27 protein-coding genes are annotated in these 24542 nt (G+C 62.5%); 18 read left to right on the top strand and 9 right to left on the bottom strand.

The window, feature by feature from the left end:
- Window positions 1-42 precede the first annotated feature (42 nt).
- The 3 genes from BM416_RS22725 (at window position 43) to BM416_RS22715 (ending at window position 1707) form a co-directional block, all read left to right on the top strand.
- Window positions 43-336 carry a putative quinol monooxygenase gene (locus tag BM416_RS22725; protein ID WP_065925529.1) on the top strand — a complete coding sequence of 98 codons (294 nt, stop codon included), beginning with the start codon at window positions 43-45 and terminating at the stop codon, window positions 334-336.
- A 27-nt stretch (window positions 337-363) separates the two neighbouring features.
- Window positions 364-1377, top strand: a complete 1014-nt coding sequence (locus BM416_RS22720; protein ID WP_092489538.1) for a zinc-binding alcohol dehydrogenase family protein — start codon at window positions 364-366, stop codon at window positions 1375-1377.
- Window positions 1378-1524: 147 nt separating this feature from the next.
- On the top strand, window positions 1525-1707 hold the full coding sequence (locus BM416_RS22715) for a hypothetical protein (RefSeq protein WP_065940968.1): 183 nt from the start codon (window positions 1525-1527) through the stop codon (window positions 1705-1707).
- 8 nt (window positions 1708-1715) lie between these two features.
- Here BM416_RS22715 and BM416_RS22710 read toward each other — a convergent pair whose 3' ends face one another.
- Window positions 1716-2909, bottom strand: coding sequence for a multidrug effflux MFS transporter (locus tag BM416_RS22710; RefSeq protein ID WP_092489537.1), 1194 nt, complete (start codon window positions 2907-2909; stop codon window positions 1716-1718).
- An 85-nt stretch (window positions 2910-2994) separates the two neighbouring features.
- Entirely contained in the window at window positions 2995-3192 is a 198-nt protein-coding gene (locus BM416_RS22705) for a heavy-metal-associated domain-containing protein (protein WP_027607957.1), read from the bottom strand.
- 147 nt (window positions 3193-3339) lie between these two features.
- Here BM416_RS22705 and BM416_RS22700 point away from each other — a divergent pair, with 147 nt between their 5' ends.
- The 3 genes from BM416_RS22700 (at window position 3340) to cueR (ending at window position 6385) form a co-directional block, all read left to right on the top strand.
- Window positions 3340-3720: a hypothetical protein gene (locus tag BM416_RS22700; protein ID WP_092489536.1), complete on the top strand. Its 381-nt coding sequence runs from the start codon at window positions 3340-3342 to the stop codon at window positions 3718-3720.
- A gap of 65 nt (window positions 3721-3785) precedes the next feature.
- The gene (locus tag BM416_RS22695; RefSeq protein WP_092489535.1) at window positions 3786-5987 is read left to right on the top strand and encodes a heavy metal translocating P-type ATPase; all 2202 of its coding nucleotides are present in this window, start codon (window positions 3786-3788) and stop codon (window positions 5985-5987) included.
- Window positions 5984-6385 (top strand): Cu(I)-responsive transcriptional regulator, encoded by a 402-nt coding sequence (gene cueR, locus BM416_RS22690; protein ID WP_065925533.1) that lies wholly within the window; start codon window positions 5984-5986, stop codon window positions 6383-6385. Before BM416_RS22695 ends, cueR begins: the two co-directional genes overlap by 4 nt.
- 144 nt (window positions 6386-6529) lie before the next feature.
- Here cueR and BM416_RS22685 read toward each other — a convergent pair whose 3' ends face one another.
- Entirely contained in the window at window positions 6530-7429 is a 900-nt protein-coding gene (locus BM416_RS22685; RefSeq protein WP_027607961.1) for a PA4780 family RIO1-like protein kinase, read from the bottom strand.
- Between the two features lie 133 nt (window positions 7430-7562).
- Window positions 7563-8840 carry an acetyl-CoA C-acetyltransferase gene (locus tag BM416_RS22680; RefSeq protein WP_092489534.1) on the bottom strand — a complete coding sequence of 426 codons (1278 nt, stop codon included), beginning with the start codon at window positions 8838-8840 and terminating at the stop codon, window positions 7563-7565.
- A 103-nt stretch (window positions 8841-8943) separates the two neighbouring features.
- Here BM416_RS22680 and BM416_RS22675 point away from each other — a divergent pair, with 103 nt between their 5' ends.
- Both BM416_RS22675 and BM416_RS22670 read left to right on the top strand, forming a co-directional pair.
- Entirely contained in the window at window positions 8944-10287 is a 1344-nt protein-coding gene (locus tag BM416_RS22675; RefSeq protein WP_092489533.1) for a 3-oxoacyl-ACP reductase, read from the top strand.
- 2 nt (window positions 10288-10289) lie between these two features.
- Entirely contained in the window at window positions 10290-11138 is an 849-nt protein-coding gene (locus tag BM416_RS22670) for a MaoC family dehydratase (RefSeq protein ID WP_092489532.1), read from the top strand.
- Between the two features lie 130 nt (window positions 11139-11268).
- Here the strand turns inward: BM416_RS22670 and BM416_RS30630 are convergent, their stop codons facing one another.
- Window positions 11269-11442 carry a hypothetical protein gene (locus tag BM416_RS30630; protein WP_175539090.1) on the bottom strand — a complete coding sequence of 58 codons (174 nt, stop codon included), beginning with the start codon at window positions 11440-11442 and terminating at the stop codon, window positions 11269-11271.
- Here BM416_RS30630 and BM416_RS22665 point away from each other — a divergent pair.
- Both BM416_RS22665 and BM416_RS22660 read left to right on the top strand, forming a co-directional pair.
- Entirely contained in the window at window positions 11441-12910 is a 1470-nt protein-coding gene (locus BM416_RS22665) for a collagen-like triple helix repeat-containing protein (protein ID WP_092489531.1), read from the top strand. The genes BM416_RS30630 and BM416_RS22665 overlap by 2 nt on opposite strands.
- Window positions 12911-13094: 184 nt before the next feature.
- Entirely contained in the window at window positions 13095-14777 is a 1683-nt protein-coding gene (locus tag BM416_RS22660; RefSeq protein ID WP_092489530.1) for a ShlB/FhaC/HecB family hemolysin secretion/activation protein, read from the top strand.
- 8 nt (window positions 14778-14785) lie between these two features.
- Here BM416_RS22660 and BM416_RS22655 read toward each other — a convergent pair whose 3' ends face one another.
- Window positions 14786-15190: a response regulator gene (locus tag BM416_RS22655; protein ID WP_027607967.1), complete on the bottom strand. Its 405-nt coding sequence runs from the start codon at window positions 15188-15190 to the stop codon at window positions 14786-14788.
- A 53-nt stretch (window positions 15191-15243) separates the two neighbouring features.
- Window positions 15244-15441 (bottom strand): Flp family type IVb pilin, encoded by a 198-nt coding sequence (locus BM416_RS22650; protein ID WP_027607968.1) that lies wholly within the window; start codon window positions 15439-15441, stop codon window positions 15244-15246.
- 319 nt (window positions 15442-15760) lie between these two features.
- Between BM416_RS22650 and cpaB the strand changes: the two genes are divergently transcribed.
- From cpaB to BM416_RS22610, 8 genes are read left to right on the top strand one after another with little or no spacing between them, the layout of a single operon-like run.
- Window positions 15761-16693 (top strand): Flp pilus assembly protein CpaB, encoded by a 933-nt coding sequence (gene cpaB, locus BM416_RS22645; protein ID WP_092489529.1) that lies wholly within the window; start codon window positions 15761-15763, stop codon window positions 16691-16693.
- A 19-nt stretch (window positions 16694-16712) separates the two neighbouring features.
- Window positions 16713-17930, top strand: coding sequence for a type II and III secretion system protein family protein (locus tag BM416_RS22640; protein ID WP_092489528.1), 1218 nt, complete (start codon window positions 16713-16715; stop codon window positions 17928-17930).
- Window positions 17927-19120, top strand: coding sequence for a CpaE/TadZ family protein (locus BM416_RS22635; RefSeq protein ID WP_092489527.1), 1194 nt, complete (start codon window positions 17927-17929; stop codon window positions 19118-19120). The genes BM416_RS22640 and BM416_RS22635 overlap by 4 nt, the downstream gene beginning before the upstream one ends.
- Entirely contained in the window at window positions 19117-20385 is a 1269-nt protein-coding gene (locus tag BM416_RS22630; protein WP_065925542.1) for a TadA family conjugal transfer-associated ATPase, read from the top strand. Before BM416_RS22635 ends, BM416_RS22630 begins: the two co-directional genes overlap by 4 nt.
- 10 nt (window positions 20386-20395) lie before the next feature.
- Window positions 20396-21277 carry a type II secretion system F family protein gene (locus tag BM416_RS22625; RefSeq protein ID WP_092489526.1) on the top strand — a complete coding sequence of 294 codons (882 nt, stop codon included), beginning with the start codon at window positions 20396-20398 and terminating at the stop codon, window positions 21275-21277.
- Between the two features lies 1 nt (window position 21278).
- Window positions 21279-22166, top strand: a complete 888-nt coding sequence (locus BM416_RS22620) for a type II secretion system F family protein (protein ID WP_092489525.1) — start codon at window positions 21279-21281, stop codon at window positions 22164-22166.
- 11 nt (window positions 22167-22177) lie between these two features.
- Window positions 22178-22888: a tetratricopeptide repeat protein gene (locus BM416_RS22615; protein ID WP_092489524.1), complete on the top strand. Its 711-nt coding sequence runs from the start codon at window positions 22178-22180 to the stop codon at window positions 22886-22888.
- A 10-nt stretch (window positions 22889-22898) separates the two neighbouring features.
- Window positions 22899-23159, top strand: coding sequence for a DUF3613 domain-containing protein (locus BM416_RS22610; protein ID WP_092489523.1), 261 nt, complete (start codon window positions 22899-22901; stop codon window positions 23157-23159).
- A gap of 10 nt (window positions 23160-23169) precedes the next feature.
- Here the strand turns inward: BM416_RS22610 and BM416_RS22605 are convergent, their stop codons facing one another.
- Window positions 23170-23949 carry a response regulator transcription factor gene (locus BM416_RS22605; protein ID WP_092489522.1) on the bottom strand — a complete coding sequence of 260 codons (780 nt, stop codon included), beginning with the start codon at window positions 23947-23949 and terminating at the stop codon, window positions 23170-23172.
- A gap of 126 nt (window positions 23950-24075) precedes the next feature.
- A complete protein-coding gene (locus BM416_RS22600; protein ID WP_092489521.1) occupies window positions 24076-24525 on the bottom strand; it encodes a prepilin peptidase in 450 nt (149 codons plus the stop codon).
- Window positions 24526-24542: the final 17 nt, after the last annotated feature.

Raw genomic sequence — 24542 nt, 5'->3', positions numbered from 1 at the left:
TAATCATTTGCCCATCCCGTTATCACGTGTCTGGAGTTGAATATGTCCACAGCCTTTAACGTCATCGCCACACTGATCGCCAAACCTGGCCAACAGGCCACCTTGGAGCCGCTGCTGCGTGACCTGCTGGAACCCACCCGTCTTGAAGCCGGCTGCGAGCAATACGACCTGCACCAGGACCTGCAACACCCTGAGACCTTCTACATGCTCGAACGCTGGAGCGATGACGCCGCACTCGCCGACCACGACCAGAGCGCACATATCCAACATTTTCGCGCTAAAGCCGCTGATGTCATCGAGCACTTCGAACTCAAGCGCCTGAAGTTTCTCGCCTGATCACCGCCTTTTTCCGGAGCCCCCCCCATGAAAGCCATTGCCTACTACGCATCACTGCCGATCAACGATGAAAAATCCCTGCAAGACATCCAGCTGCCGGAGCCCGTCGCCGGCCCCCGGGACCTGCTGGTAGAAGTCAAAGCCATCTCGGTCAACCCGGTGGACACCAAGGTGCGCCAGAACGTCGCCCCGGAGAACGGTGCGGCCAAAGTGCTGGGCTGGGACGTGGCCGGTGTGGTCAAGGCCGTCGGCAGTGAAGTGAGCCTGTTCAAAGTCGGCGACAAGGTGTTCTACGCCGGTTCCCTGGTCCGCCCGGGCGCTAACAGCGAACTGCACACCGTCGATGAGCGCATCGTCGGCCATATGCCCAAGAGCCTGGGCTTTGCCGAAGCCGCCGCGCTGCCGCTGACCGCCATCACCGCCTGGGAGCTGCTATTCGAACGCCTGCAAGTGCGTGAAGGTAAAGAGGCTGAAGGCCAGAGCCTGCTCATCGTCGGTGCCGCCGGTGGCGTGGGTTCGATCCTGACCCAGCTGGCCAGCCAGCTCACCGCCTTGACGGTGATCGGCACCGCGTCGCGCCCGGAAACCCAGGAATGGACCAAGGCACTCGGCGCCGACCTGGTGATCGACCACAGCCAACCGCTGAGCGAAGCGCTGAAACAAGCCGGCCACCCGCAGGTGACCCACGTCGCCAGCCTGACCCAGACCGAGCATCACCTGGACCAACTGGTCGAAGCGCTGCAACCCCAAGGCAAGCTGGCGCTGATCGACGACCCCAAGGCGCTGGACGTGAGCAAACTCAAGCGCAAGAGCCTGTCGCTGCATTGGGAGTTCATGTACACGCGCTCAATGTTCGAGACGCCGGACATGATCGAGCAGCACAACCTGCTCAATCGCGTGGCCGAACTGATCGACGCCGGCACCTTGAAAACGACGGTGGGCGAGCACTTCGGTGTGATCAATGCGGCGAACCTGCGCCGTGCCCATGCCCTGCTGGAAAGCGGCAAGGCCAAGGGCAAGATCGTGCTGGAAGGGTTCTGAAGATAACGTCTATCAGTGTCGTCCGTTATTCGTGTGAGTGAGGGACGACACCGCTAGTCAGAGAGTTGATCTTTGTCATATTTGTGAGCGTATTCGGGTTTATATTGGCCGCCTTTGCCACGATTCTTTTACGTGAGGAAGTCAGCAATGAAAATCCTGATAAAAGCGTTAGCAAAATCCCCCGGCAATAAATGGCAGGTTCGTCTCGACGGCGATGCGTTCACCTTCCGCAGCGAGGCCGAGGCCCGCGCCTTTGCCGAAACCCTGCAAGCCCGCATCCAGGCTCCCCACCGCTTCCCGCTCAGCCAGCAACGCTCCGCCGCTGGCTGACCTGCATTTCAGCCCTGCGCCTGCGTGGCCCTTGCCCGTTGCAGGCGCTGGGTCGACATCGCAATCGTCACCGCCAACACCCCGCACAAGCTGATGACCATCGCCATCGGTATCGCCGTGCCGTCGTGCAGCACGCCCACCAACGAAGCCGCCCCTGCCGCCACGCCAAACTGAATGCAACCGAGCAAGGCCGACGCGCTGCCGGCCCGGGCGCCCTGCCCGCTCATGGCGCAGGCCGAGGTGTTGGGCAGAATGCAGCCCAGGCTGGCGATACAGATGAACAGCGGTACCAGCAACGGCCATAGCGCATCGGTGCGCAAGGCCGCGATGCCCAACAGTGACAGCGCCGCCAGCAGATAGACCCACACCGTGCGCGACAGCAGAAACGCCGGGCCACGCTTGGCCAGCAACCGCGCGTTAACCTGTGCAACCAGGATGAACCCAGCGGCGTTGGAGCCGAACAGCCAGCCGTAATGCTCGGCGGGCACGCCATAGAGTTTGATAAATACGAACGGGGAGCCGGCGATGTAGGCAAACATCCCGGCAATCGAAATGCCCCCGGTCAGGGCGTAACCGAGGTAGACCCGGTCTGACAACAGCGCGCCATAGCGGCGCAGCGATCCCGACAAGGGTTGACGCGGCTGATGGGCTGGAAAGGTTTCCGGCAAACCGACCGCCACGGCAATCGCCGCCATCACGCTGAAGATCGACAGTGCGAGGAAAATCGACTGCCAGCCCCACAACCCGACCATCACACCACCCGCCAATGGCGCAAGGATCGGCGCCAGGCCGGTCACCAGCATCAGTTGCGAATACACCTTGGCCGAGCCCACCGCATCACATTTGTCACTGACCACGGCGCGGGAAATCACCATGCCCGCGCAACCGCCGAGGGCCTGCACGAAACGTGCGCCAATCAGCCATTCCAGGGACGGCGCGTACGCGCAGGCAAAGGATGCCAGGGTAAACAGGGTCACGCCGCTGAGCAGCGGGCCGCGTCGACCAAAGCGGTCCGCCAGAGGGCCGTAGATCAGTTGGCCGATGGCCAGGCCGGCGAAATACACCGCCAGGGTCAGCTGGATATGTTTTTCGTCGGTCCCGAAGGCCGTCGCCATGGCAGGAAAGCCAGGCAGGTAGAAATCGATCGCCAGCGGCGCGAAGGCGCTCAAGGCACCCAGGATCAGGATTATGCGAAGGTTCATCAGGCACCCAAGTGTGTCGGCAGCCCGACAGTTTAGCCGCGCTTGGGTGCATTGAATACGATAGCTCGCTAACTATTTGAATGGGTCAGGCGAGCTTGGCGCTGTAGCCCTCTTCGCTGATCAGGCTGATCACTTCCTCGGCAGACAGGCGGCTTTCGACGCCCACCTCTTTCGCCGCCAGGTCGACCTTCACGCTGGCCGCCGGATCCTGGCTCTGCACCGCCTGGGTCACGGCCCGAACGCAGTGGCCGCAGGTCATTCCTTCAACGCTGAATATTTGCATGACATGACTCCTTTGATGAGGTTGAACCCAGTCTTGACCTTGCCACGATGGCAAGGTCAAGTTCTGAAACTTTCGGCCGGGCTGGTATTACACCGCGGCGTCGGCCAAGCTTCACCCATCTTCGATTCAAACCACGGAGCATTCGCCATGCGCTGGTCGTTTTTTGGCCTTGTCGGCCTGATGAGCTTGTCTGCCGCTGCGGCCCATGCCCTCGCCGCAGAAGACTATGCGGTGCTGATCATTTCCCGCGAACGCCTGGAAGTACCGACCAATTGCGAGATCGGCCTGTACATCCAGGACCAGTTGGCCGGGCGTCTGTTCCAGGAACAGTCCACCTCGTTCAACCTGCCCGCCGGCAATGTGTCGCTACGCCTGAAACTGCTGCCGGGCCAGTCACCGGGTTGCTTGCCGGGCCTGCTCGCGCCGCCGGCGCAGAACATCACACTCAAGGCCGGTGACGTACGCAAGTTGCGCATTGCCCAGGGCCCGGAAGGCATGTACCTCAAACCCGCCGCACTGGAATACTGAAGACGCTTGACCTTCCCCACAGGTCAAGGTTGATCCTAGGGGCAACTTCTCTGGAGGACTGCCCCATGAATGGATCCACCACCTTTGACCTGCCCATCGGCGGCATGACCTGCGCCAGTTGCGCCGGGCGTGTCGAGCGCGCGCTGGGCAAAGTGCCGGGGGTGCAAAGCGTCAGCGTCAACCTGGCCAACGAGCGCGCCCACGTCGAAGTGCTGGGCCAGATCGACCCAGCCGTGCTGATCGCCGCCGTCGACAAAGCCGGCTACACCGCCAGCCTGCCGCAAAGCGAAACCAGGACCGAGGCCGATCAGGCCCAACGCCTGCACCGCGAGCGCTGGTCACTGCTGCTGGCGGTTGTGCTGGCATTGCCCCTGGTTCTGCCGATGCTGGTGCAGCCCTTCGGCCTGCACTGGATGCTGCCGGCCTGGGTGCAGTTCCTCCTGGCGACCCCGGTGCAATTCATCTTCGGTGCACGCTTCTACATCGCAGCCTGGAAGGCCGTGCGGGCCGGCGCCGGCAATATGGACCTGCTGGTGGCCATCGGCACCAGCGCCGGTTACGGCCTGAGCCTCTATGAATGGCTGACCGCGCCCGCAGGCACCATGCCCCATCTGTACTTCGAAGCGTCGGCCGTGGTGATCGCCCTGGTGCTGCTCGGTAAATACCTGGAGAGCCGCGCCAAACGCCAGACCGCCAGCGCCATCCGCGCCCTGGAAGCCCTGCGCCCTGAACGCGCGATTCGTGTGCAGGATGGTCGCGAGGAAGATGTCGCCATCAACGCGCTCAAGCTTAATGACCTGGTGCTGGTCAAACCCGGCGAGCGCTTCCCGGTGGACGGTGAAGTGGTAGAAGGCCAGAGCCATGCCGATGAGGCATTGATCAGCGGCGAAAGCCTGCCGGTGCCGAAGCAACCTGGTGATGCCGTCACCGGCGGCGCCATCAATGGCGAAGGCCGTCTGCTGGTGCGTACCACCGCACTCGGTGCCGAAAGCGTACTGGCGCGCATCATCCGCCTGGTGGAAGACGCCCAGGCCGCCAAGGCACCGATCCAGAAGCTGGTGGATAAAGTCAGCCAGGTATTCGTGCCGACCGTGCTGGTGCTGGCGTTGATCACGCTGGTGGGCTGGTGGCTGTACGGTGCGCCGCTGGAGACCGCGATCATCAACGCCGTGGCGGTGCTGGTGATCGCCTGCCCGTGCGCCCTCGGGCTGGCCACACCGACCGCCATCATGGCCGGCACCGGCGTGGCCGCACGCTATGGCATCCTGATCAAGGACGCCGAAGCGCTGGAGCGTGCCCATGAAGTAAGCACCGTGGTGTTCGATAAAACCGGCACCCTCACTTCCGGCACCCCGAAAATTGCCCATTTAGCGGCAGTGGATGGCGATGAAGCCACATTGCTGCAACAGGCCGGTGCGCTGCAACGTGGCAGCGAACACCCGTTGGCCAAGGCTGTGCTGGATGCGTGCAGCGAGCAAGGGCTGACGGTGGCGGATGTGAGCGCCAGCCAATCCCTGACCGGACGTGGCATTGCCGGCACTCTCGACGGGCGTCAACTGGCATTGGGAAATCGGCGCCTGCTGGAAGAAAATGGCCTGGACGCGGGTGGGCTGGCCGACTCTGCCACGGCCTGGGAAGCCGAGGGCCGCACCTTGTCCTGGCTGATCGAGCAAGGCGCACAACCCCGTGTGCTCGGGCTGTTTGCCTTTGGTGACACGCTCAAGCCTGGCGCGCTGGAAGCGGTGGCACAACTCAAGGCCCGGCACATCGGCAGCCACTTGCTCACCGGCGACAATCGCGGCAGCGCCCGCGTCGTTGCCGAAGCGCTGGGCATCGATGACGTACACGCCGAAGTCCTGCCCGCCGATAAAGCCGCCACCGTCGCCGAACTGAAAAAAACCGGCGTGGTGGCCATGGTCGGCGACGGCATCAACGACGCGCCGGCCCTGGCTGCCGCCGACATCGGTATCGCCATGGGCGGCGGCACCGACGTGGCCATGCATGCCGCCGGCATCACCTTGATGCGCGGCGACCCACGCCTGGTCCCGGCCGCCCTGGAGATCAGCCGCAAGACCTACGCCAAAATCCGCCAGAACCTGTTCTGGGCCTTTGTGTATAACTTGATCGGCATTCCCCTGGCCGCATTCGGCCTGCTCAATCCGGTGCTTGCAGGTGCGGCCATGGCCTTGTCCAGCGTCAGTGTCGTGAGCAATGCCTTGCTGTTGAAAACTTGGAAACCCAAGGAATTGGAGGATCAACGCCCATGAACATCGGCCAAGCCGCCCGGCAAAGCGGGCTGAGCGCGAAGATGATTCGCTATTACGAATCCATCGGCCTGCTCAAGGCGGCCCATCGCACCGACAGCGGCTACCGCATCTACGGCACCGACGACCTGCACACCCTGGCGTTTATCAAACGCTCGCGGGACCTGGGGTTCTCATTGGAAGAGGTGGGCAAACTGCTGACCTTGTGGCAGGACCGGCAACGGGCCAGCGCCGATGTGAAAGCCCTGGCGCGCCAGCATATCGATGAGCTGAACCAGAAGATCCTGGAGCTGGGGCAATTGCGCGATACGTTGCAGGACCTGGTGGAGCACTGCCAGGGCGATCACCGGCCGGATTGTCCGATTCTCAAGGAGTTGGCGTCGGGAAGCTGCTGCGCGTGACGGAATCTATCTGAATGCATGCAAAACCAAATGTGGGAGGGGGCTTGCTCCCGATAGCGGTGTGTCAGTTACAGATATAGAGACTGACACACTGCCATCGGGAGCAAGCCCCCTCCCACATTTTGATCTTCATGTACCCGAAGATCACTGCATCCAGGGCGGCGGCGGTGGCTCTTCCGACGCTTTGCTCGGTGGCGCATCATCCGCCGCCCGAATGGCCTGACGCCGTTCTTCATCCAGCCGCGCCGCTTCGATCTCGCGGATCACACCGCCCACGTCCGCCAGTTCTTCCGGCTCGTCGAACTCGCCGGTCAAGACGCTGGCCGGGTGCAAGGTGCCGGCTTCGTAGAGTGCCCACATTTCCTTGGCGTACTTGGTCTTCTTCAACTCCGGGGCAAAACGCCCGAAGTAGGAAGCCATGTTGCCCACATCCCGCTCCAGCATGTTGAACGCGTGGTTGTTGCCCGCCGCATCGACCGCCTGGGGCAGGTCGATGATGACCGGACCGGTCGGCGTGAGCAGTACGTTGAACTCGGACAGGTCACCATGCACCAGGCCGGTACACAGCATCAGCACGATCTGGGAAATCAGGAAGGCGTGGTATTCACGCGCCTGGTCCGGCTCCAGGGTCACGTCATTCAGGCGTGGCGCAGCATCGCCGTACTCGTCGGCCACCAGCTCCATCAACAACACGCCTTCGAGGAAGTCGTATGGCTTGGGCACGCGAACGCCCGCACCGGCCAGGCGGAACAACGCCGCTACTTCGGCGTTCTGCCAGGCATCTTCGGTTTCTTTCTTGCCGAATTTCGAGCCCTTGGCCATGGCCCGGGCCTGCCGGCTGTTACGGACCTTACGGCCTTCCTGGTATTCGGACGCTTGACGAAAACTTCGTTTGTTCGCCTCCTTGTAAACCTTGGCGCAACGCAATTCATTGCCGCAGCGCACCACATAAACAGCTGCTTCTTTACCACTCATGAGTGGGCGCAGCACTTCGTCGACCAGACCGTCTTCGATCAGGGGTTCAATGCGTTTAGGAGTCTTCATCAGCTTTTATTGTGGGTCCTTTATTACCAAATACGCGTATGGCACTCGTTATACGGCAATCGGCTCGCCGGTGGGAGGGGCTACCGACCTCTGACCACTCAAGAATGCATCCAATATGCCAATTTCGGCGAATTCAACGTTCGATGATCGCCGTCACGCCCTGGCCGCCGGCGGCGCAGATCGAAATCAGCCCGCGCCCCTTGCCCGCCGCGTCGAGCAACTTGGCCAGGTTGGCGACGATGCGCCCACCGGTGGCGGCAAACGGATGCCCGGCCGCCAGGGAACTGCCCTTGACGTTCAGGCGGCTGCGATCGATGGCCCCTAATGGGGCGTCCAGCCCGAGACGGGTCCTACAGTAGCCCGCGTCCTCCCACGCCTTGAGCGTGCACAACACCTGGGCCGCGAAGGCTTCGTGGATCTCGTAGTAATCAAAATCCTGCAGCGTCAGGCCGTTGCGCGCCAGCAAGCGGGGCACCGCATACACCGGCGCCATCAGCAGGCCTTCGGCGCCGTTGACGAAATCCACCGCAGCCGCTTCGCCATCGCGCAGGTACGCCAGGATCGGCAAACCACGCGCCTGGGCCCATGCCTCGCTGCCCAACAGCACCAGGGATGCACCGTCGGTGAGCGGTGTGGAATTGCCGGCCGTGAGCGTGCCTTTTTCGCTGCGCTCGAACGCAGGCTTGAGTGCGGCGAGTTTCTCCAGGCTCAGGTCGGGGCGCAGGTTATTGTCGCGGGTCAGGCCCAGAAACGGCGTGAGCAGATCGTTATGCCAGCCTTCGGCATAGGCAGCGGCCATTTTCTGGTGGCTCTCGAGGGCGAGTTGATCCTGCTCGGCACGGGGAATCTGCCAGGTCTGTGCCATCAATTCGCAATGCTGGCCCATGGACAAACCGGTGCGCGGCTCGCCGTTACGCGGCAGCTCAGGCTTGAGGTGCTGGGGACGAAGTTGTAACAGGACTTTTAATTTATCCGCCATGGACTTGCTGCGATTGGCTTGCAGCAGGATCTTGCGCAGCCCTTCATTCACGCCGATAGGCGCGTCGGACGTGGTATCCACCCCACCGGCAATCCCGCATTCAATCTGGCCCAGGGCGATCTTGTTGGCCACCAGCAACGCCGCCTCGAGCCCCGTGCCGCACGCCTGCTGAATGTCATAGGCCGGGGTTTGCGGCGACAGGCGTGAACCCAGCACGCATTCACGGGTGAGGTTGAAGTCGCGGGAATGCTTGAGCACCGCGCCGGCGGCCACCTCGCCCATGCGCAGGCCGTGCAGGTTGTAGCGTTCGATCAGGCCCTCCAGGGCCGCGGTCAGCATCGCCTGGTTGCTCGCCGTGGCGTAAGGGCCATTGGAGCGGGCGAAAGGAATGCGGTTACCGCCAATGATCGCTACACGGCGCAATTGAGTCATGGAAAGCTCCCTGTCGGTTGTGGTCTGGATAACTGAGCCTAGTCGAACGACTGCTACCCTGGGATGGTCAACCCTTTGAACCCCAGCCTTCGGAGAGCGTTCCATGTCTGACCGTTATATCGACTTCGCCAACTCAAGCCTCGGCCATCGCCTGGTCGCCGCCCTTGGCCTGCCGTCACCGGTACGCCTGGAACGCTGGCAAGCCGGGCGCCTGCGCCCGGTGGAAGGTGCGCTGTTACTGGGTGGTGGCGCGCTGGCAACGAACGTGAAAGCGTTCGCCAACCGGCTCACCGACGCCATTTACACGTACGGCGCCGACACTTCGACCTGGATTCCCGGCCACGGCCCCAAGCTCAAGGCCGTGGTATTCGATGCCAGCGACCTGCAACACACCGACCAGCTCAAGCAACTGCGTGAGTTTTTCCAACCGTTGCTGAAAAACCTGGATCACAGTGCACACCTGGTGATCCTCGGCCGCGCGCCGGAAAGCCTCAGCGACCCGTTCGCCGCCAGCGCCCAGCGCGCCCTCGAAGGTTTCAGCCGGTCGCTGGCCAAGGAACTGCGCAACGGCGGCGTGTTGCAATTGCTCTACGTCGGCGACGGTGCCGAAGACCAACTGGAAGGCGCACTGCGCTTCTTCCTCTCACCGAAAAGCGCCTATATCTCCGGCCAGGTGATTCGCCTGAAGGCCTGTGCCACGCCCGTCGAAGACTGGACTCGCCCCCTCGCCGGGCGCAAGGCATTGGTCACCGGCGCAGCCCGTGGCATTGGCGCGTCCATCGCCGAAACCATGGCCCGCGACGGTGCCGAAGTGATCCTGCTCGACGTGCCCCAGGCCAAGCCCGACCTCGAGGCCCTGGCCGCACGCCTGGGTGCGCGCACCGTGGTGCTGGATATCTGCGCCGAAGACGCCGCCGGCCAGTTGATCGAACACCTGCCCGACGGCCTCGACATCCTGGTGCACAACGCCGGGATTACCCGTGACAAGACCCTGGCCAACATGACCCCGGAATACTGGGACGCGGTGCTGGCGGTCAACCTCAATGCCCCGCAGGTGCTGACCAAGGCACTGCTGGACAGCGGCACCCTGCACGACAACGCCCGCGTGGTGGTGCTGGCCTCCATCAGCGGCATCGCCGGCAACCGTGGGCAGACCAACTATGCCGCGAGCAAGGCCGGCTTGATCGGCCTGGTACAGGCGTGGGCACCGTTGCTGGAGGAACGCGGGATCAGCATCAACGCTGTAGCCCCAGGCTTTATCGAAACCCAGATGACCGCGCATATTCCGTTCGCCTTGCGTGAAGCCGGGCGGCGCATGAGTTCCCTGGGCCAGGGCGGTTTGCCGCAGGACGTCGCAGAAGCCGTGGCCTGGCTGAGCCAGCCGGGTTCCGGTGCGGTCAGCGGGCAAGCGCTGCGGGTGTGTGGGCAAAGTCTATTGGGAGCGTAAGCATGGATTGGCAAACCTTAGGCAGTACGCCGTTTCTGCCACCGTTGTATTGGCGGGCAGCGCTCAAGCGCAAGATCACCGGCAACACGCTGCCCGAGCAAGGCTTGCGCTGCCGGGTGAGCGTCGACCCCAAGCAGGTGGCGGCGTACCGCCATGTCTGCGGGTTTACCGAGAGCCCCATGCTGCCGGCGACCTATCCGCACATCCTGGCATTCGGTCTTCAGATGCAGTTGCTCACCGATAAGAAGTTTCCCTTCCCTCTGCTGGGATTGATTCACCTGAGTAACCGTATCCGCATCCATCGCCCACTGGGCGGAGTCAGCGAATTGTCCATCGGCGTGCACACGCAGAACCTCAGGCCCCACCCCAAGGGCGCGACCTTTGAAGTGGTCACCACAGTTGAAGACTCTCTCGGCCTGCTGTGGGAAGCCGAGAGCCGAATGCTGTGCCGGGGTGTAAAGCTCGAAGGCGAAGCGACCGATGACGCCCGTCCCAGCCCTGCCGAGATCAGCGAATTGACTCGCTGGAAGGCCCCAGCCGATATCGGCCGCCGCTACGCACGGGTGTCAGGAGACTACAACCCGATCCACCTCAGTGCGCCGACCGCCAAACTGTTCGGTTTCCCCCAGGCCATCGCCCACGGGCTATGGAACAAGGCGCACACCCTCGCCGCCTTGGGCGAGCACCTGCCTGCCGCCAATATCGAAATAGACGTGGAGTTCAGGAAGCCCGTGCGCCTGCCCAGTGACGTCAGGCTACTGGCCAGCGCCGCCGGTTCCAGCGGCGAATTCTTATTGAAAGGCGCGGGTGACATCGAGCATATGCTGGGTAGATGGCAGCCCATTGCATAAAAGCGACTGATAAATTGTATATATACACCCTAAGTGATAGCGGGCCTTTTCAGGCTCGCTTTTTTATATACAGGTTTTTGATTTTAAATCATATATACATCCAGAAATATCATGCCCTATACCTTTGGCATTAGTCGCTTAAACGGTACAAGCCAGCCGTATATAAATCATTAATACCAATTTGAGCATTGAGAGAAAGAGCGCCCGGGCCTGTTATAGCCACACGGACAAACGCATCGCTATCCGCAGAAATAGCCAGCGTTTGAGACAACTCAGGTTGTACAGGTGCAAGGAACTCAATCATGAAGACTCAAGTCATGTTCTGGAAAGCAAGTACCACACTGGCACTGGCAATCGCACTCACACTCGGCGGTTGCAGCAGCGGTGGCGGCGGACATCACAGTGGGGGCTCCGCTTCCTCGGGTACTGCCGCTGGCGGTGGCGGCAGCGGTGGTGGAGGCACAGACGGTGGCGGTACCGGCACAACCAGCACCCTGGTAACGGCCAGCGTGGCCGACACCCTCGGCGATACCGTGACCGACCTCGGCGGCACCGTCAGCAGCCTGGGCACTACCCTCGGCAGCCTGCCTATCGTGGGTGCAACCACGCGCAGCCTGGTGCGTGCTACCGGCAACGCCGTCAGCAGCATCGGCGACGGCCTGTCGGATGGCCTCGGTTCACTGGGTACCGACAGCAATGCACTGGGCAACACCGTTGCGGGCGTGGCCGACGGCGTCTCCGACCTCGGTGCAGGCGTGACCGCCACCGGCCAGAACGTCGCCACCTTGCTGGGGCACGTGCCTGTGGTCAGCGGCGCGGCACCCGTGGCAGGCAACGTCGTCGGCAAGCTCGGCAATGCCGTGACCATGCTCGGCGACACCCTCAGCACCGCCAGCACCACCGGCCCGCTGGGTTCGGCCACCCATACGCTTGGCGCAAAGGTATTGGTCCCTGTGGTGTCGCTGGTGGAAAGCACCACCGGTAAAGTCGGCAGCACGACCGGCCTGGACAGTCCCGTGGGCGGCCTGCTGCAAAAGCTCGGCGATACCGTCGATAGCCTGGGCAATCAAGTCGCCGACACCGGCGGCAGCGGCAACCCGGCGACCGGCGCCGTGGGCGGCGTGCTCAATGGCGTGGGTACCGTGGTCGGCAAGGCCAGCGGCTATGTCGACGCCACGGGTAACAGTGGCGGCAGCAACCGCAGACCGGGCCTGGCGGAACTCATCGGCGGCGTGATAGCGGGCGCCGGCAGCGGCCTCAATGCCGGCAGTAGCAGCGGTCTGGTCAGCGCCACCGGCGTCACCGGTGTGAAGGCGGGCACTACCGTGGCATCCCTGGGCACCCTTCTGGGCGGCAGTGGCGTCCCCAACACCGCCGCAAGCGCCCCCATTGCCACGTTGACCAGCCAGGTCGGCGGCGCGTTGAACCCCGTCACCAGTGGCGTCACCCGCCTCACTCAAAACGTCGGCAATGCCACCGGCCTGGGCACTCCAATCAACGGCCTGGCCACCAACGCCGGCGGCGCCGTCAGCAGGCTGGGCAGCCAAATCACCGGCACCAACGCCAACCCGGTCATCAACGCCTTGGGTGGTACCGTCAACGCAGTGGGTGGCACCGTGGCCTCGGTCGGAGGAGTGGTCAGCGGCGGCCCCAACACCGGTGGTGGTTTGCTCGGCGGCGGCCTGGCCGTGACGACCTCCGCGGGTGCCAGCACCAGCACGAATGGCGGTGCCCTGGGCGGGCTGCTGGGTGGCCTGACCGGCAGAAAATGATTGCACCTGGCCGATTAGACGGCCTCACCTACAGCGCCTACGCTTGGTTGAGACGAGAGACCAGCTAAGTCTCTCGTCTTTTTTCATGGGTCAATGATCGCCCCCTGAAAACACCCAGACCGCGCTCCCCGAGCCCGACGGGAACCTGCAAAACGCTGCAGCAGTTTTGACCATGGAGTGTCCTATGCGCGCTTTGACACCATTGTTACTGCTCACCCTCAGTGCTTCCGTCCACGCCGACCCCCTGCCCAGTTTCCTGAATAGCAACGACACCGTCCGCAACCTGCCCGTGCCTAACCTGCCCGCCGACGCCTATCGACCGGCGCCCCCGCAGACCCGACTGCCCGCCCCTGCTGCCAGCGCGGAGCAGCCGTTGCTGATGGACACCAAGGTGACCATTCGAAAGCTGCAGATCGACGGTGGCACGGTCTACCCGCTCAGGGACGTCGCCCAGGCATTCGAACCGCTGATCGGCCATGAGACCAACCTGGCGCAATTGATCGAAGCCACCCGCAGCATCACCCGCCGCTACCAGGAAGATGGCTACCTGCTGTCCTATGCGTTCCTGCCAGAACAGCGCTTCGACGGCGGCCTGGTGCATGTGGTGCTGGTCGAAGGCTATATCCGCGATTACCAGCTGCAAGGCGACATCGGCCCGGTTTCGTCCTACGTCGACAAACTCGCCGAAAAACTCAAGGCCGAACGTCCACTCACCCGTAAGACGTTCGAGCGTTACACGACACTGATGAGCGCCATCCCGGGCGTAACCTTGCAGGCCCAGGTACCGCCGCCCGCCACCACCGACGGCGGCACGCCGATGCACATCACCGCCAGCCGCAAACCCTTCACCACCAGCATGAGCCTCAACGAGGCCAGCCGAGGCGGCACGCAGGCGCTGCTCACCGGCACCGGCAACTCCTGGACCTCCATGGGCGAACAACTGAGCCTCAGCGGCCTGCTCCCGCCCGGCGACGACAAAGAACATTACTACCGCGCAGCCTACAGCCAATTCATCAATGCCGAGGGCACCCAGCTCACGCTGTCGGGTGAACGCTATCGCGCCGATCCACGCACCAGCCTGCAACTGGGCGAAGGCCTGGAGCTCAAGCCACACCAGGAAATCGACCGCTACGCCATTGGTTTCAGCCACCCGCTGATCGCGTCGCCCAACGAGTCATTGAACCTGGGCGCCCGCTACTATGCCGTCGACCAGACTACGCGCTACCAACTCGAAGGTTTCCCGCAACGCCTGACGCTGCAAACAGACCTGCGCGCACTGGCGTTCGAAGGCGATTGGCGCAAGGCCGACACGACCCAACTGCGCATCCTCAGCGCCGGTGTGTACCAAGGCATCAACGGCATGGGCGCCAAGACCCGCACAGACTTCGGCGGGCTCAAGCCGGACCTCGACTTCTTCCGCCTGCGCCTCTCCGGCGTGCAGAGCAACAGGCTCTTCGATAACTGGCAAGGTGTACTCTCCGGCGCACTCTACTGGAGCCACGACGACCTGCCCGACAGCGAGCGCGCCACCTTCGGCGGGCAGAATTTCGGCCGTGGCTACCCCGATGACCAGGGCTCCGGCGACAAAGGCTGGGGCGTGGCGTATGAGATCAACTACAGCTACAACCGTACCGGCGAGTGGGTGCGGATCCTGCAGCCCTATATGGTGCTCGACCGCGCCAGGGCCTGGTTCAACGACCTGCCGGTCAAGGGCAGCGATATGTCATCGGCAGCCCTGGGCCTGCGTTTTGGCGACGCCAGGTACTACAACATTTCCGTGGAAGCGGCCAAGCCGATGGCGGATGTGGCGCGGGATAACTTCGACCGACGGCCGCGGTATACGCTGAGCTTCACTTATCAGCTGTGAATGAGCGCTTAATACCTGGAGTGAGAGAGAGGAAACAGGTTGTTGAGCGTATCGATCAGGCGCACCAGATAGATCGGCTTGCGGAACAGGTCCAGCACCTGCAGGCGCAGCATGTCGCTGACGTCATCCATCTCGGCATGGCCGGACATCACGATCACCGGCAGGTGCGAGCGCGAGGTGTGTTCGCGCAGGCGCTTGATCAAGGAAATGCCGCTTTCCTCAGGCATGCGCAGGTCGGTAATGACCAGGGCGATATCCGGATGCAGTGTCAATTCTTGCAAGGCGAAGGTCACGGAGGTGGCGGTAAAACAGACAAAGCCCTCGTGTTCGAGGGATTCGGCCAGCTCAACCAGAGCATCCTCTTCGTCGTCCACCAATAGTATTTGTTGGCGAGACAAAGAAGATGTGCTCATGGCCGTACCTGGAAGAATGGGGTAATTGGAGAATAGCTGCTGCAACTTGGCAGTCAGGTCGCCGTTGGCAGCTTGGTAGCGATCGACGTGAAAATTCCACTTATCTTGGTGCCCAGGCCGGTTCCGGCACCCACAATGACAAGGGCCACCAGCGCCACGATAATGGCGTACTCAATACCTGAAGCAGCCTCTTTGCGTTTGAAGAACAGTTGTGTTTGAACATATAACTTCAACATCAGGTCAAGGAACATACGACTTCTCCCTAATACGCCACTAAAAGCCAGTACGGCTCTAGCACGATGTTTGCGACGTGCAATTAGAGCATTGCCAACAAACCTCAGCCTCACAACTGTAAGAACTCATTAATCAGAAAGTATTAGTCGTCGGCGCATGCCTGACTACCCGGCTGCAAATAGCGTTCAAATAAAATTTTATCCGTGACAAATGGCGTTTCGTCCTGGCTGAGCTACCTTCAAATAGCCAAATCGTTAGATGTTCATCACAGCCAGGTTGCGAATTAGTTCGTTTGGATTGACGAGCAGGTAGTGCAACGGGAAAGGGAGAGCCGTCATGAACAGTCGCATCAGCATGGCCCTGGCCGCTGTGCTGCTAATCGGGGCATTGATTGCAGGGTACTGGGGGCTGGTGTTGAGCCGCCAACCGGAGCCCGTCGCAACACCTGTCATTTCTGCCGAAAAGCCCACTGCTGTCGTCGAAGACCAGACCCGCCAACCAGTGGTCGTACTGGCGCATGACGTCCCTGCCTTCGTTGCACTTACCGCTGCCGACCTGGTCGTGGAGAAACTCCGCACGGTGCCCGTCGGCAGCCTGACGCGGCTGGACCAGGCCATCGGCCGCCAACCACTGCGCGCACTCGGAGCAGGTACCTGGCTCAGCGAAGAAAGCTTCAGCGCCGGCGGCCCGCTTGCCCGCATGATTCGTCCCGATGAGCGCGCATTGGCCGTGGCCGTCGACGAGGTGATCGGCGCGGCAGGCCAACTGAGCCCCGGCGATTATGTGGATGTGCTGCTGTTCCTGCGCCAGGATGCTGGCAACGCGGAGCAGTCGGCACAAATCGTCCTTCCGGCCCTGCGCCTGCTCAGCGTCGGTGACCAATTGGGCCTGGCCAACGATGGCTTGCCGGCCGTGCCGCCCGCCGCCACGCCCGAGGAGCGCGCCCAGGCTGCCCAGCGTCGCGCTGCTGCACGCACCGTGGTGCTGGCCGTGCCGGAGCCTCTATTGAGCCGCCTGATGCTGGCGTCGCAAGCCGGTACCTTGCGCCTGGCCGTGCGCAGTGCCGAGGAGCAACTGCTCAGCCAGTACTGGGCCGGGGAAAACGACGCTTCGGACAAACTGGCCAATGCCAATCGTGACCTCTACCAATTCACCCAGCTTGCCCTTGTGGGACCGCCCAAAAGCGTCGCGCAAATCAGCGGCGCACCCGCTGTACGCCGGGGCGTCGAGGTGATTCGCGGCGCGCAGGCCACTGAACAAACCCCGTGATTGAGCAAGGATGCCTTGAATGAGCCATCGCTACGCCCTCATGTTCACGCCAATTGCCTGGGCCTTGATGCTGACAAGCCTGCCAGCCGCCATGACCCTGGCGGCACCCGGCAATTGCAGCGCCATGGGCCAGTTGCCTGCCGTGGTCGAGGTGGGCGAAGGCTTGCAACAGGAGCTGCAATCGCCGGTGCCAATCACCCGCCTGGCGATTGGCGACCCGAAGATCGCGGATGTGCGCGTCAATGGTGACCGTCATTTCCTGCTGACCGGCGTCGCCAGCGGCGCTACCAGCCTGATGGTGTGGACTGCCTGTACCAAGGCGCCGCGCCAGAGCATGGTGTTCGTCAAGGGCAAGGCCACGTCGGCACTGACCAGTTTGTCGCGGCCACCCTCCGAAGACCCATTGCTGCCCAGCCAGGTGCAGACGGATATACGCTTTGTCGAAGTCAGCCGCACCAAGCTCAAGGAAGCCAGCACCCAGTTCCTGGGACTGGGCAACAATTTTTTCCTCGGCAGCCCCAGCCTTCTCTCCCCGGCAGAAGGCGTGTTCAAACTGCCGGTGAGTGCCGAGTCTTTCAATGTCGGTTTTGGCGGCGGTCGGGTCAAAGCGATGATCAACGCCCTCGAGAGCAGCGGTTTTGCCTACACCCTGGCGCGTCCCAGCCTGGTAGCCCTGAGCGGCCAGAGCGCAACCTTCCTGGCCGGCGGTGAAGTACCTATACCCGTACCCAGCGCCGGCAGTGACACCATCTCCATCGAATACAAGGAATTCGGCATTCGCCTGACCCTCACGCCGACGGTGATTGATCGCAACCGCATCACCCTCAAGGTAGCGCCGGAGGTCAGCGAGCTGGACTACAGCAACGCCGTACAGATCCAGGGCATCCAGGTGCCGGCCCTGACCGTACGCCGCACCGACACCAGCGTATCCCTGGCCGATGGCGAAAGCTTTGTGATCAGCGGCCTGATCAGCACCAACAACCGCTCCAGCATCAGCAAGTTTCCGGGGTTGGGCGATATCCCGGTCCTGGGTGCGTTTTTCCGCGACACCAATATCCGCCGCGAAGAAAAGGAGCTGCTGATGATCGTCACGCCGCACCTGGTGCAACCGCTGGCGGCCAACGCTCAGTTGCCTTCCTTGCCCGGCGAAAAACTGCGCAACTATGACCCCAACTGGTACCGCCTGTTTTTCCTCGAAAACGGTAATTTCGACCGCCGCAGTGGACTTTCCCAATGAGCGATAGCTTGAGCCAGACGTTCCTCGCCATCACTCGCAACACCATCGACCTGGAGTGGCTGCAGGGTGCCCTGGCGCCCCTTGGCCAAGTCGTGAGCGCTGGCACCGGCAGCCTGGACGAGCTACTGGCGCTGGTAGACGTGACCTTTGCCAACCTGGTGTTCATCGGTCTGGACCGTGAAAACCTGGTGGCCCAGAGTGCGCTGATCGAAGGCGCCCTGGAGGCCAAGCCGATGCTCGCCGTGGTCGCCCTGGGCGACGGCATGGACAACCAGTTGGTACTCAACGCCATGCGGGCCGGCGCCCGGGATTTCGTCGCCTACGGCTCACGCTCCAGCGAAGTGGCCGGCCTGGTGCGCCGCTTGAGCAAGCGCCTGCCGACCGTCACCCCCAGTGCACATTTGGGCGGCCTGACCGTTCTGTTTGGCACCCAAAGCAACGCCGACGGAGCGATGCTCGCGACTCACCTGGCCCTGGTGGTGCAAAAAAGCGGCCAGCAGACCCTGCTGCTGGATCTGGGCCTGCCACGCAGCGACAGCCTGGCGCTGCTGGGGCTGGAGAGCACTTTCAACTTCGGTGACGCGTTGCGGCATTTGCGCCGCCTCGATACCACGCTGATCAACAGCGCCTTTACCACAACCGCGGATGGCCTGCGCATCCTGGCGTATGCCACCGGCGACGAACCGCTGAAACTGACCAGCGCCGCCGAGCTGTACATGCTGCTCAGCGCACTGCGCCAGCACTTCCAGCACATCGTCGTGAACCTTACCGGGCAACCGGACAGCGACGCACTGCGCACCTTTGTCGGCCACTGCGACAAACTGCTGTGGTGCACCGACCAGAACGTACTGGACTGTCGCCGCAACCTCGCGGTGCTCAACCGCTGGCGCGACAAAGGCATGAAACTCGACCACGCCAGGCTGGTGGTCGACCGTTATATCAAGTCCTGCGTACCAGACACCGACACCCTGGAAAAAAGCTACGGCCTTGAGTGCGTCGCCGTGCTGCCGCTGAGCGCCGAACTGCGCCTGAACGTAAAAAACCAGGGCCAGACCCTGTTTGCCCTGGCCCCACGTGAAGCGTTGAGCCAGGCCGTGCGCACCTTGGGCGAACGCCTGGCGAAACGCTCCGAGGGCTTGGAAAAACCATCAATGCGTTGGTTCGAACGCATCCTGGGGACGGTGCGATGAACGGCGAGAAACTCTTCGGCGGCCCGGCCCGCAGCGGCGGCAACACGGATCACGATGGCTTGAAGCTGGTGCTGCATCGCTACATCATCGACGCTATCGAGGAGTCGGGTAAGAACCTGCTTGAAGACACGCGCCAATCCCTGGCGCAATTTGTCGTCGACAAGGTGTCCGAGTACATCACACGCATGCGCCTGGCGATCTCGCGCTATGAGATGGAACGCCTGGCCGAAGAGATCGTCGACGAACTTACCGGTTTCGGCCCGCTGGAGGTGCTGCTGCGCGACCCATCGGTCACCGAAATCCTGGTCAATGGGCCGCACCGGGTGTTTATCGAACGTGAGGGCCTGCTGCATCAGAGTGACCTGCGTTTTATCGACGACCACCACGTGGAGCGTGTGATGCAGCGCATCCTCGCGCCGTTGGGCCGGCGCCTGGACGAGTCCTCGCCGATGGTCGACGCACGCTTGCCTGACGGTAGCCGGGTCAACGCGATCATCCCGCCGATCGCCCTGGATGGGCCATGCCTGTCAATCCGCAAGTTCCGCAAGGACATGCTCAAGAGCAGCGACCTGGTTGCCATGCAGACCATCGACCAGAGCATCTTCGAGTTTTTCCAGGAAGCCGTCGGCAGGCGCTGCAATATCCTCATCAGCGGCGGCACCGGCACCGGCAAGACCACGTTGCTCAATATCCTCAGCCAGTTGATCAATCCCCACGAGCGTCTGGTGACCATCGAAGACGTTGCCGAATTGCAACTGGGGCATCCCCATGTGGTGCGCCTGGAAACCCGTCCGCCCAATGCCGAGGGCCACGGTGAGGTCAGGTCCAGCGACCTGATTCGCAACGCCCTGCGGATGCGCCCGGACCGCATCATCCTGGGGGAAATCCGTGGCGTGGAAGTACTCGACGTAATGACGGCCATGAACACCGGCCACGACGGTTCCATGAGCACCGTGCACGCCAACAATGCCCAGGATGCGTTGCTGCGCCTGGAAACCCTGGTGGGCCTGACCGGCCGCGTGATCGCGGAAAAAACCCTGCGCCAGATGATCTGCGCAGCGCTGGATGTGGTGATCCAGCTGACGCGCATGCCCGATGGCCGTCGTTGCGTGAGCGAGGTGGTGGAAGTGGTCGGTGTGCGCGATGACGTGTATGTCACCAATACCCTGTTCCGGCTGGACCGGCGCACCGGCGTCGGTTTCCTGCGCGAAGCCATCAACCCGGCCGGCGATAAGTTGCGCCGCGCCACAGCCATGCCGCTGTAGGGAGCGCCTGATGACCGGACCTGTATTGCTGCTGGTTTGCCTGTTGCTGATCGGTCTGTCGTTCTGGCTGTTTCAGCATGGCCTGCGCAAGGCTCGGACCAGTCGCGTGCTGGAGCGCCTCGGCGATGGCCAACCCGAGGCACAGGAGCAGCCCGGCACCTGGACCGGCCTTGAGCGCATGTTTCTGCGCGCCGGGCTGGGCAAACCCAAGGAACGCCTCGGCCTGTGGCTGAGCGCGTGGGTGGTCGGCGCCCTGCTGGGCTACTTGGTCGCCGACGGGCTGGGCCTGGTGTTGATGGCCCTGGGCCCGCCCCTGGCATTGCGAGCCTATATCGCCTGGCGTTACCAGCAGCGGGTGCAACGTATGGTCGAGCAACTGCCGCAGTTGTTGGACCATAGCGTACGCAGCCTCAAATCCGGCCGCACCCTGGCCGACGCAGTATTGGGCGGTATCGAGAGCGTGGAAAACCCGCTCAAGCACGCCATGGGCCGCATGCAGCGCAACGTGCGCCTGGGGGTGAGCCTGCCGGATTCGGCCAGCGACTTCGCCGAATTCTACGAACAGGACGAGTTCCGCCTGTTCGCCCTTGGCCTGAAGGTCAACCACCGCTACGGCGGCAACGCCAGCGAACTACTGGAAAACCTGATCAAGATGATCCGCGAGCGGGACCAGGGCGCCCGGCAACTCAAGGCGATGACGGGCGAGACCCGCATGACGGCCTACGTGCTGGGCGGTTTGCCGATCCTGATCGTGGGCTACTTCATCATGGTCAACCCTGGCTACTTGATGACCATGTGGAACGACGACACGGGGCGCTCCCTGCTGTTCGGCGCACTGGCGATGGACCTGACGGGCACCTTTGCCATGTGGCGCATGCTGAGGAGTGTGTGAGATGGCCCTGATGGTCAGTCTGTTGCTGGCGCTCGCCGCCATGGTACTGGTGGGCGGGCAATGGCTCGAACATCGCCGTCGTGATCGCCGGGTCGTTGAGCGCTTGCAAGGGCGCAGCGCCAGCGATGACAAACTTGGCACATTCATTCGCCAACTGGGCGCAAGCACGCTGGCCCAGCGCTCAGTCAGCCTGGATAACGAGACCCAGGTCCTGCTCAACCGGGTCGGTTGGCGCAAGGCCAGCCAGCGCTCGCTGTTTGCCGCCTTCCAGATCGGCGTGCCTGTCGCGGCGATGGGCCTGACCCTGCTCGGCCAGCAACTACTTTTCCCTCACGCCAGTCCCGCCTGGATTGCCCCGGCGGTCGCCCTGGGCATCGGCTACCTGTTGCCAAAACGCGTGCTCGCCGCTGCCGCCAAATTCCGCCAGCAGCGCATCGCCAAGGAAATCTCAACCTTCATTCCGCTGCTGCGCATCCTGTTCGAGTCGGGCATGGCGATTGAACAATCCCTGCGCGTGATGGCCAACGAAGCCCAGCGCTTGCTTCCAGACCTGACCCACGAATTGCGCCTGATCCTGGCACGCGTCGACTCCGGCCTGGAACTGAGCGAAGAACTGGGCAAGACCGCGCGCATATTGGAGGTGGATGAGTTCACCGACACCTGCATCATCCTCCAGCAATTGATCCAGCAGGGTGGTGGCGCGATGAAATCCCTGCTGACGCTCAAGCAATTGCTCGACGACCGGCGCCTGACCCGCATGCAGGAATACATCTCGAAAATGTCGGCCAAAATGTCGGTGGTGATGATGGTTTTCCTGTTTCCCGCCTTGCTGATCGTGCTCGGCGGCCCCGCCTTTATCGGCATCGCCCGCGCTTTGAGCCAATTCTGAGGACCACCTTGATGAAACCACTGATTGCCGGCCTGACCCTGCTGATGCTCGGCGGATGCGCCACCAACGGCCACACCCCATGGGCCGCGTTGACCGCGCCGGGCAGTTGCGCCAAACCCAGTGCGGAGCAGGAACTGACGCTGAACCTGTCCGATGACCTGGCCAACGAGGGCAAGCTGCACGCCAGCCTGGCCAACCTGCAGAACCTGCCCGACAGCTTGCCCCAGGTGCGCCAGCGCCAGGCCCGTAACTTTCGCTTGCTGGGCCGCAGTGAGGCCGAACCCTTGTATCGCAGCCTGCTGGGTACTTGCATGACCGCCGAAGGCGAACATGGGCTGGGGCAACTGGCAGCGGCCAAGGGCGACCACCCACAGGCGATGGCTCACCTGCAAAGGGCCGCGCGCCTGGCGCCCACCGATGAAAAAATCCGCAATGACCTGGGCGTGGTGTACCTCAACCAATTACGCCTGGAAGACGCACGCTTTGAGTTCATGACAGCTATCGAGCTCAAACAGGGCGACACGCTGGCTGCGGTCAACCTGGTGACCTTGCTGATTTATCAGGATGATTGGGGGCAAGCGGCCAGAGTGGTCAGCCAGCTGGGCTTGAACCCCGGCCAGGTCACCGAGGCACAGGCCCGCGCGGCCCGGCTCAAGCGCTCAGCCAGGACCGCGCGCAACGTCGCGACGGCCGCCGATGCCCTGCCGGTGAGTATCAAGTGAGGAGTCGATGATGAAAGCCCATTACGTTGTGTGTCTGGCGCTGCTGCCATTGAGCGCCTCGGCCATTCCACCGGGGCCCTCGTCCCCGCAGCAGGCCGAAACGGAAAACTGGATGGCATTGCAGGTCAATGGGCGGGCAGCCTCGCCGACACCGCAGAGCACCACTCCGGCGGAAAAGGAGCAGGCCTTGCAGCGTTGGCTGGACAGTCACAAGCACCCGATCCCGGAGTTCTTTGAAACCAAGTCGGAGGCGGGCGGCAAGAGCCAATGAACCCCGTGCGTCAGTGCGCACTCATCTGCTGGCGCATCGGCGAGTGGCTTGGCGACAACGCCAGCGCCAGCTGGGTGCGGTTGTGCATATGGGTCAGGCGCAACACCTGGGACACATACAGCTTGACGGTGTTTTCGGTGATGCCCAATTCGCAGGCGATCTGGTAATTGGTCTGGCCCTTGCCTACCAGCCACGCAACCTCCATCTGACGCGGTGACAACTGGTTGAAGATGGATGGAATCTGCGCCGGCCCGGCGTCTTGCCCGCCCTCGGCGTCAGCGTCCTGCAGCGGGCCGCGCCGTACCTTGTCGAGGTCCTGGTACAAGTCATTGATGGATTCGGAAAGGTACTGCAGTTTCTGGTTCAAGTGCCCCAGTTGCAGCTCCTTCTGCCGCTCTTCCAGCGCCGCTTCCTGGCGCTGCAGGCCCTCGAGCAATTCATCGAGGTTGATCGGCTTCTGGTAGTAATCCGAGATGCCCGCACGCAGGGCCTTGATCACGTCCTGTTTGTCAGCACGCCCGGTGAGCATGATGGCCTCGAACGCACGCTGCTTGCCGGCGATCTTCTGCATCGACTGCACCAGCTCGATCCCATCCATGTCCGGCATGTGCAGGTCACACAGCACCAGGCCGACCTCGGCGTCCTCGCTGAAACGCTGCAAGGCCTGGCGGCTGGATTCACACGGGACGCAGTGGTAGCCACTGCTTTCGAGGAACTCGCAAAGCTCCTCAACGATAATCGGTTGGTCGTCGACCACCAGCACTTTTACAGCCGATTTCAGCTTGTTCACACGCGACTCCATGCCTGGCAAGCCAAAAGACTGACCTATCCGTTTGGACGAAGAATCCTATACATCCGTTCCATAAACGTAGACCTACTTTCCGACTCTGTACATAGCAATAGAGGCATTGTGCGACTAAAGGGTCCACACCCCATACAGCACAAAACCCGCGAATAAAAACGTGGCGAAAGGCTGCTTGGCAGGCGGGCCTTGTACCCGATCAGCAGCGCGCGGACCGAGCTGTTGACGAACGACCAACCAGCCGACCAGGGTGATGGCGGCACCGATCAGCGACCACAACACATGATCCACCGTGGTGGCCAGGCCCAGCGCCGCGAGCAGCTTCACGTCGCCCGCACCGAAGCGGTCCAGCGCATAGCCCGGCAGGGTCAACAGCAGCGCCAGGGAAAACGCCAAGAGACCGGCGCTCGCGGGCGCGCCCAGCCAGGTGACACCTGTACACAACAGGTATAACAGCGCCAGCAACGCCACGCCCAGGGTCAAGCCATTGGCGATCTGTCGCCGGCGAATATCCTGCACCGCACAGATTCCCAGCCAAAGCATTATCACTACGCCATGAATCACGTAAAAACCGTTCCTTT

Source organism: Pseudomonas sp. NFACC42-2 (assembly GCF_900116055.1).
GTDB lineage: Bacteria > Pseudomonadota > Gammaproteobacteria > Pseudomonadales > Pseudomonadaceae > Aquipseudomonas > Aquipseudomonas marginalis.
This window is presented reverse-complemented; position numbering and strand designations above follow the sequence as displayed.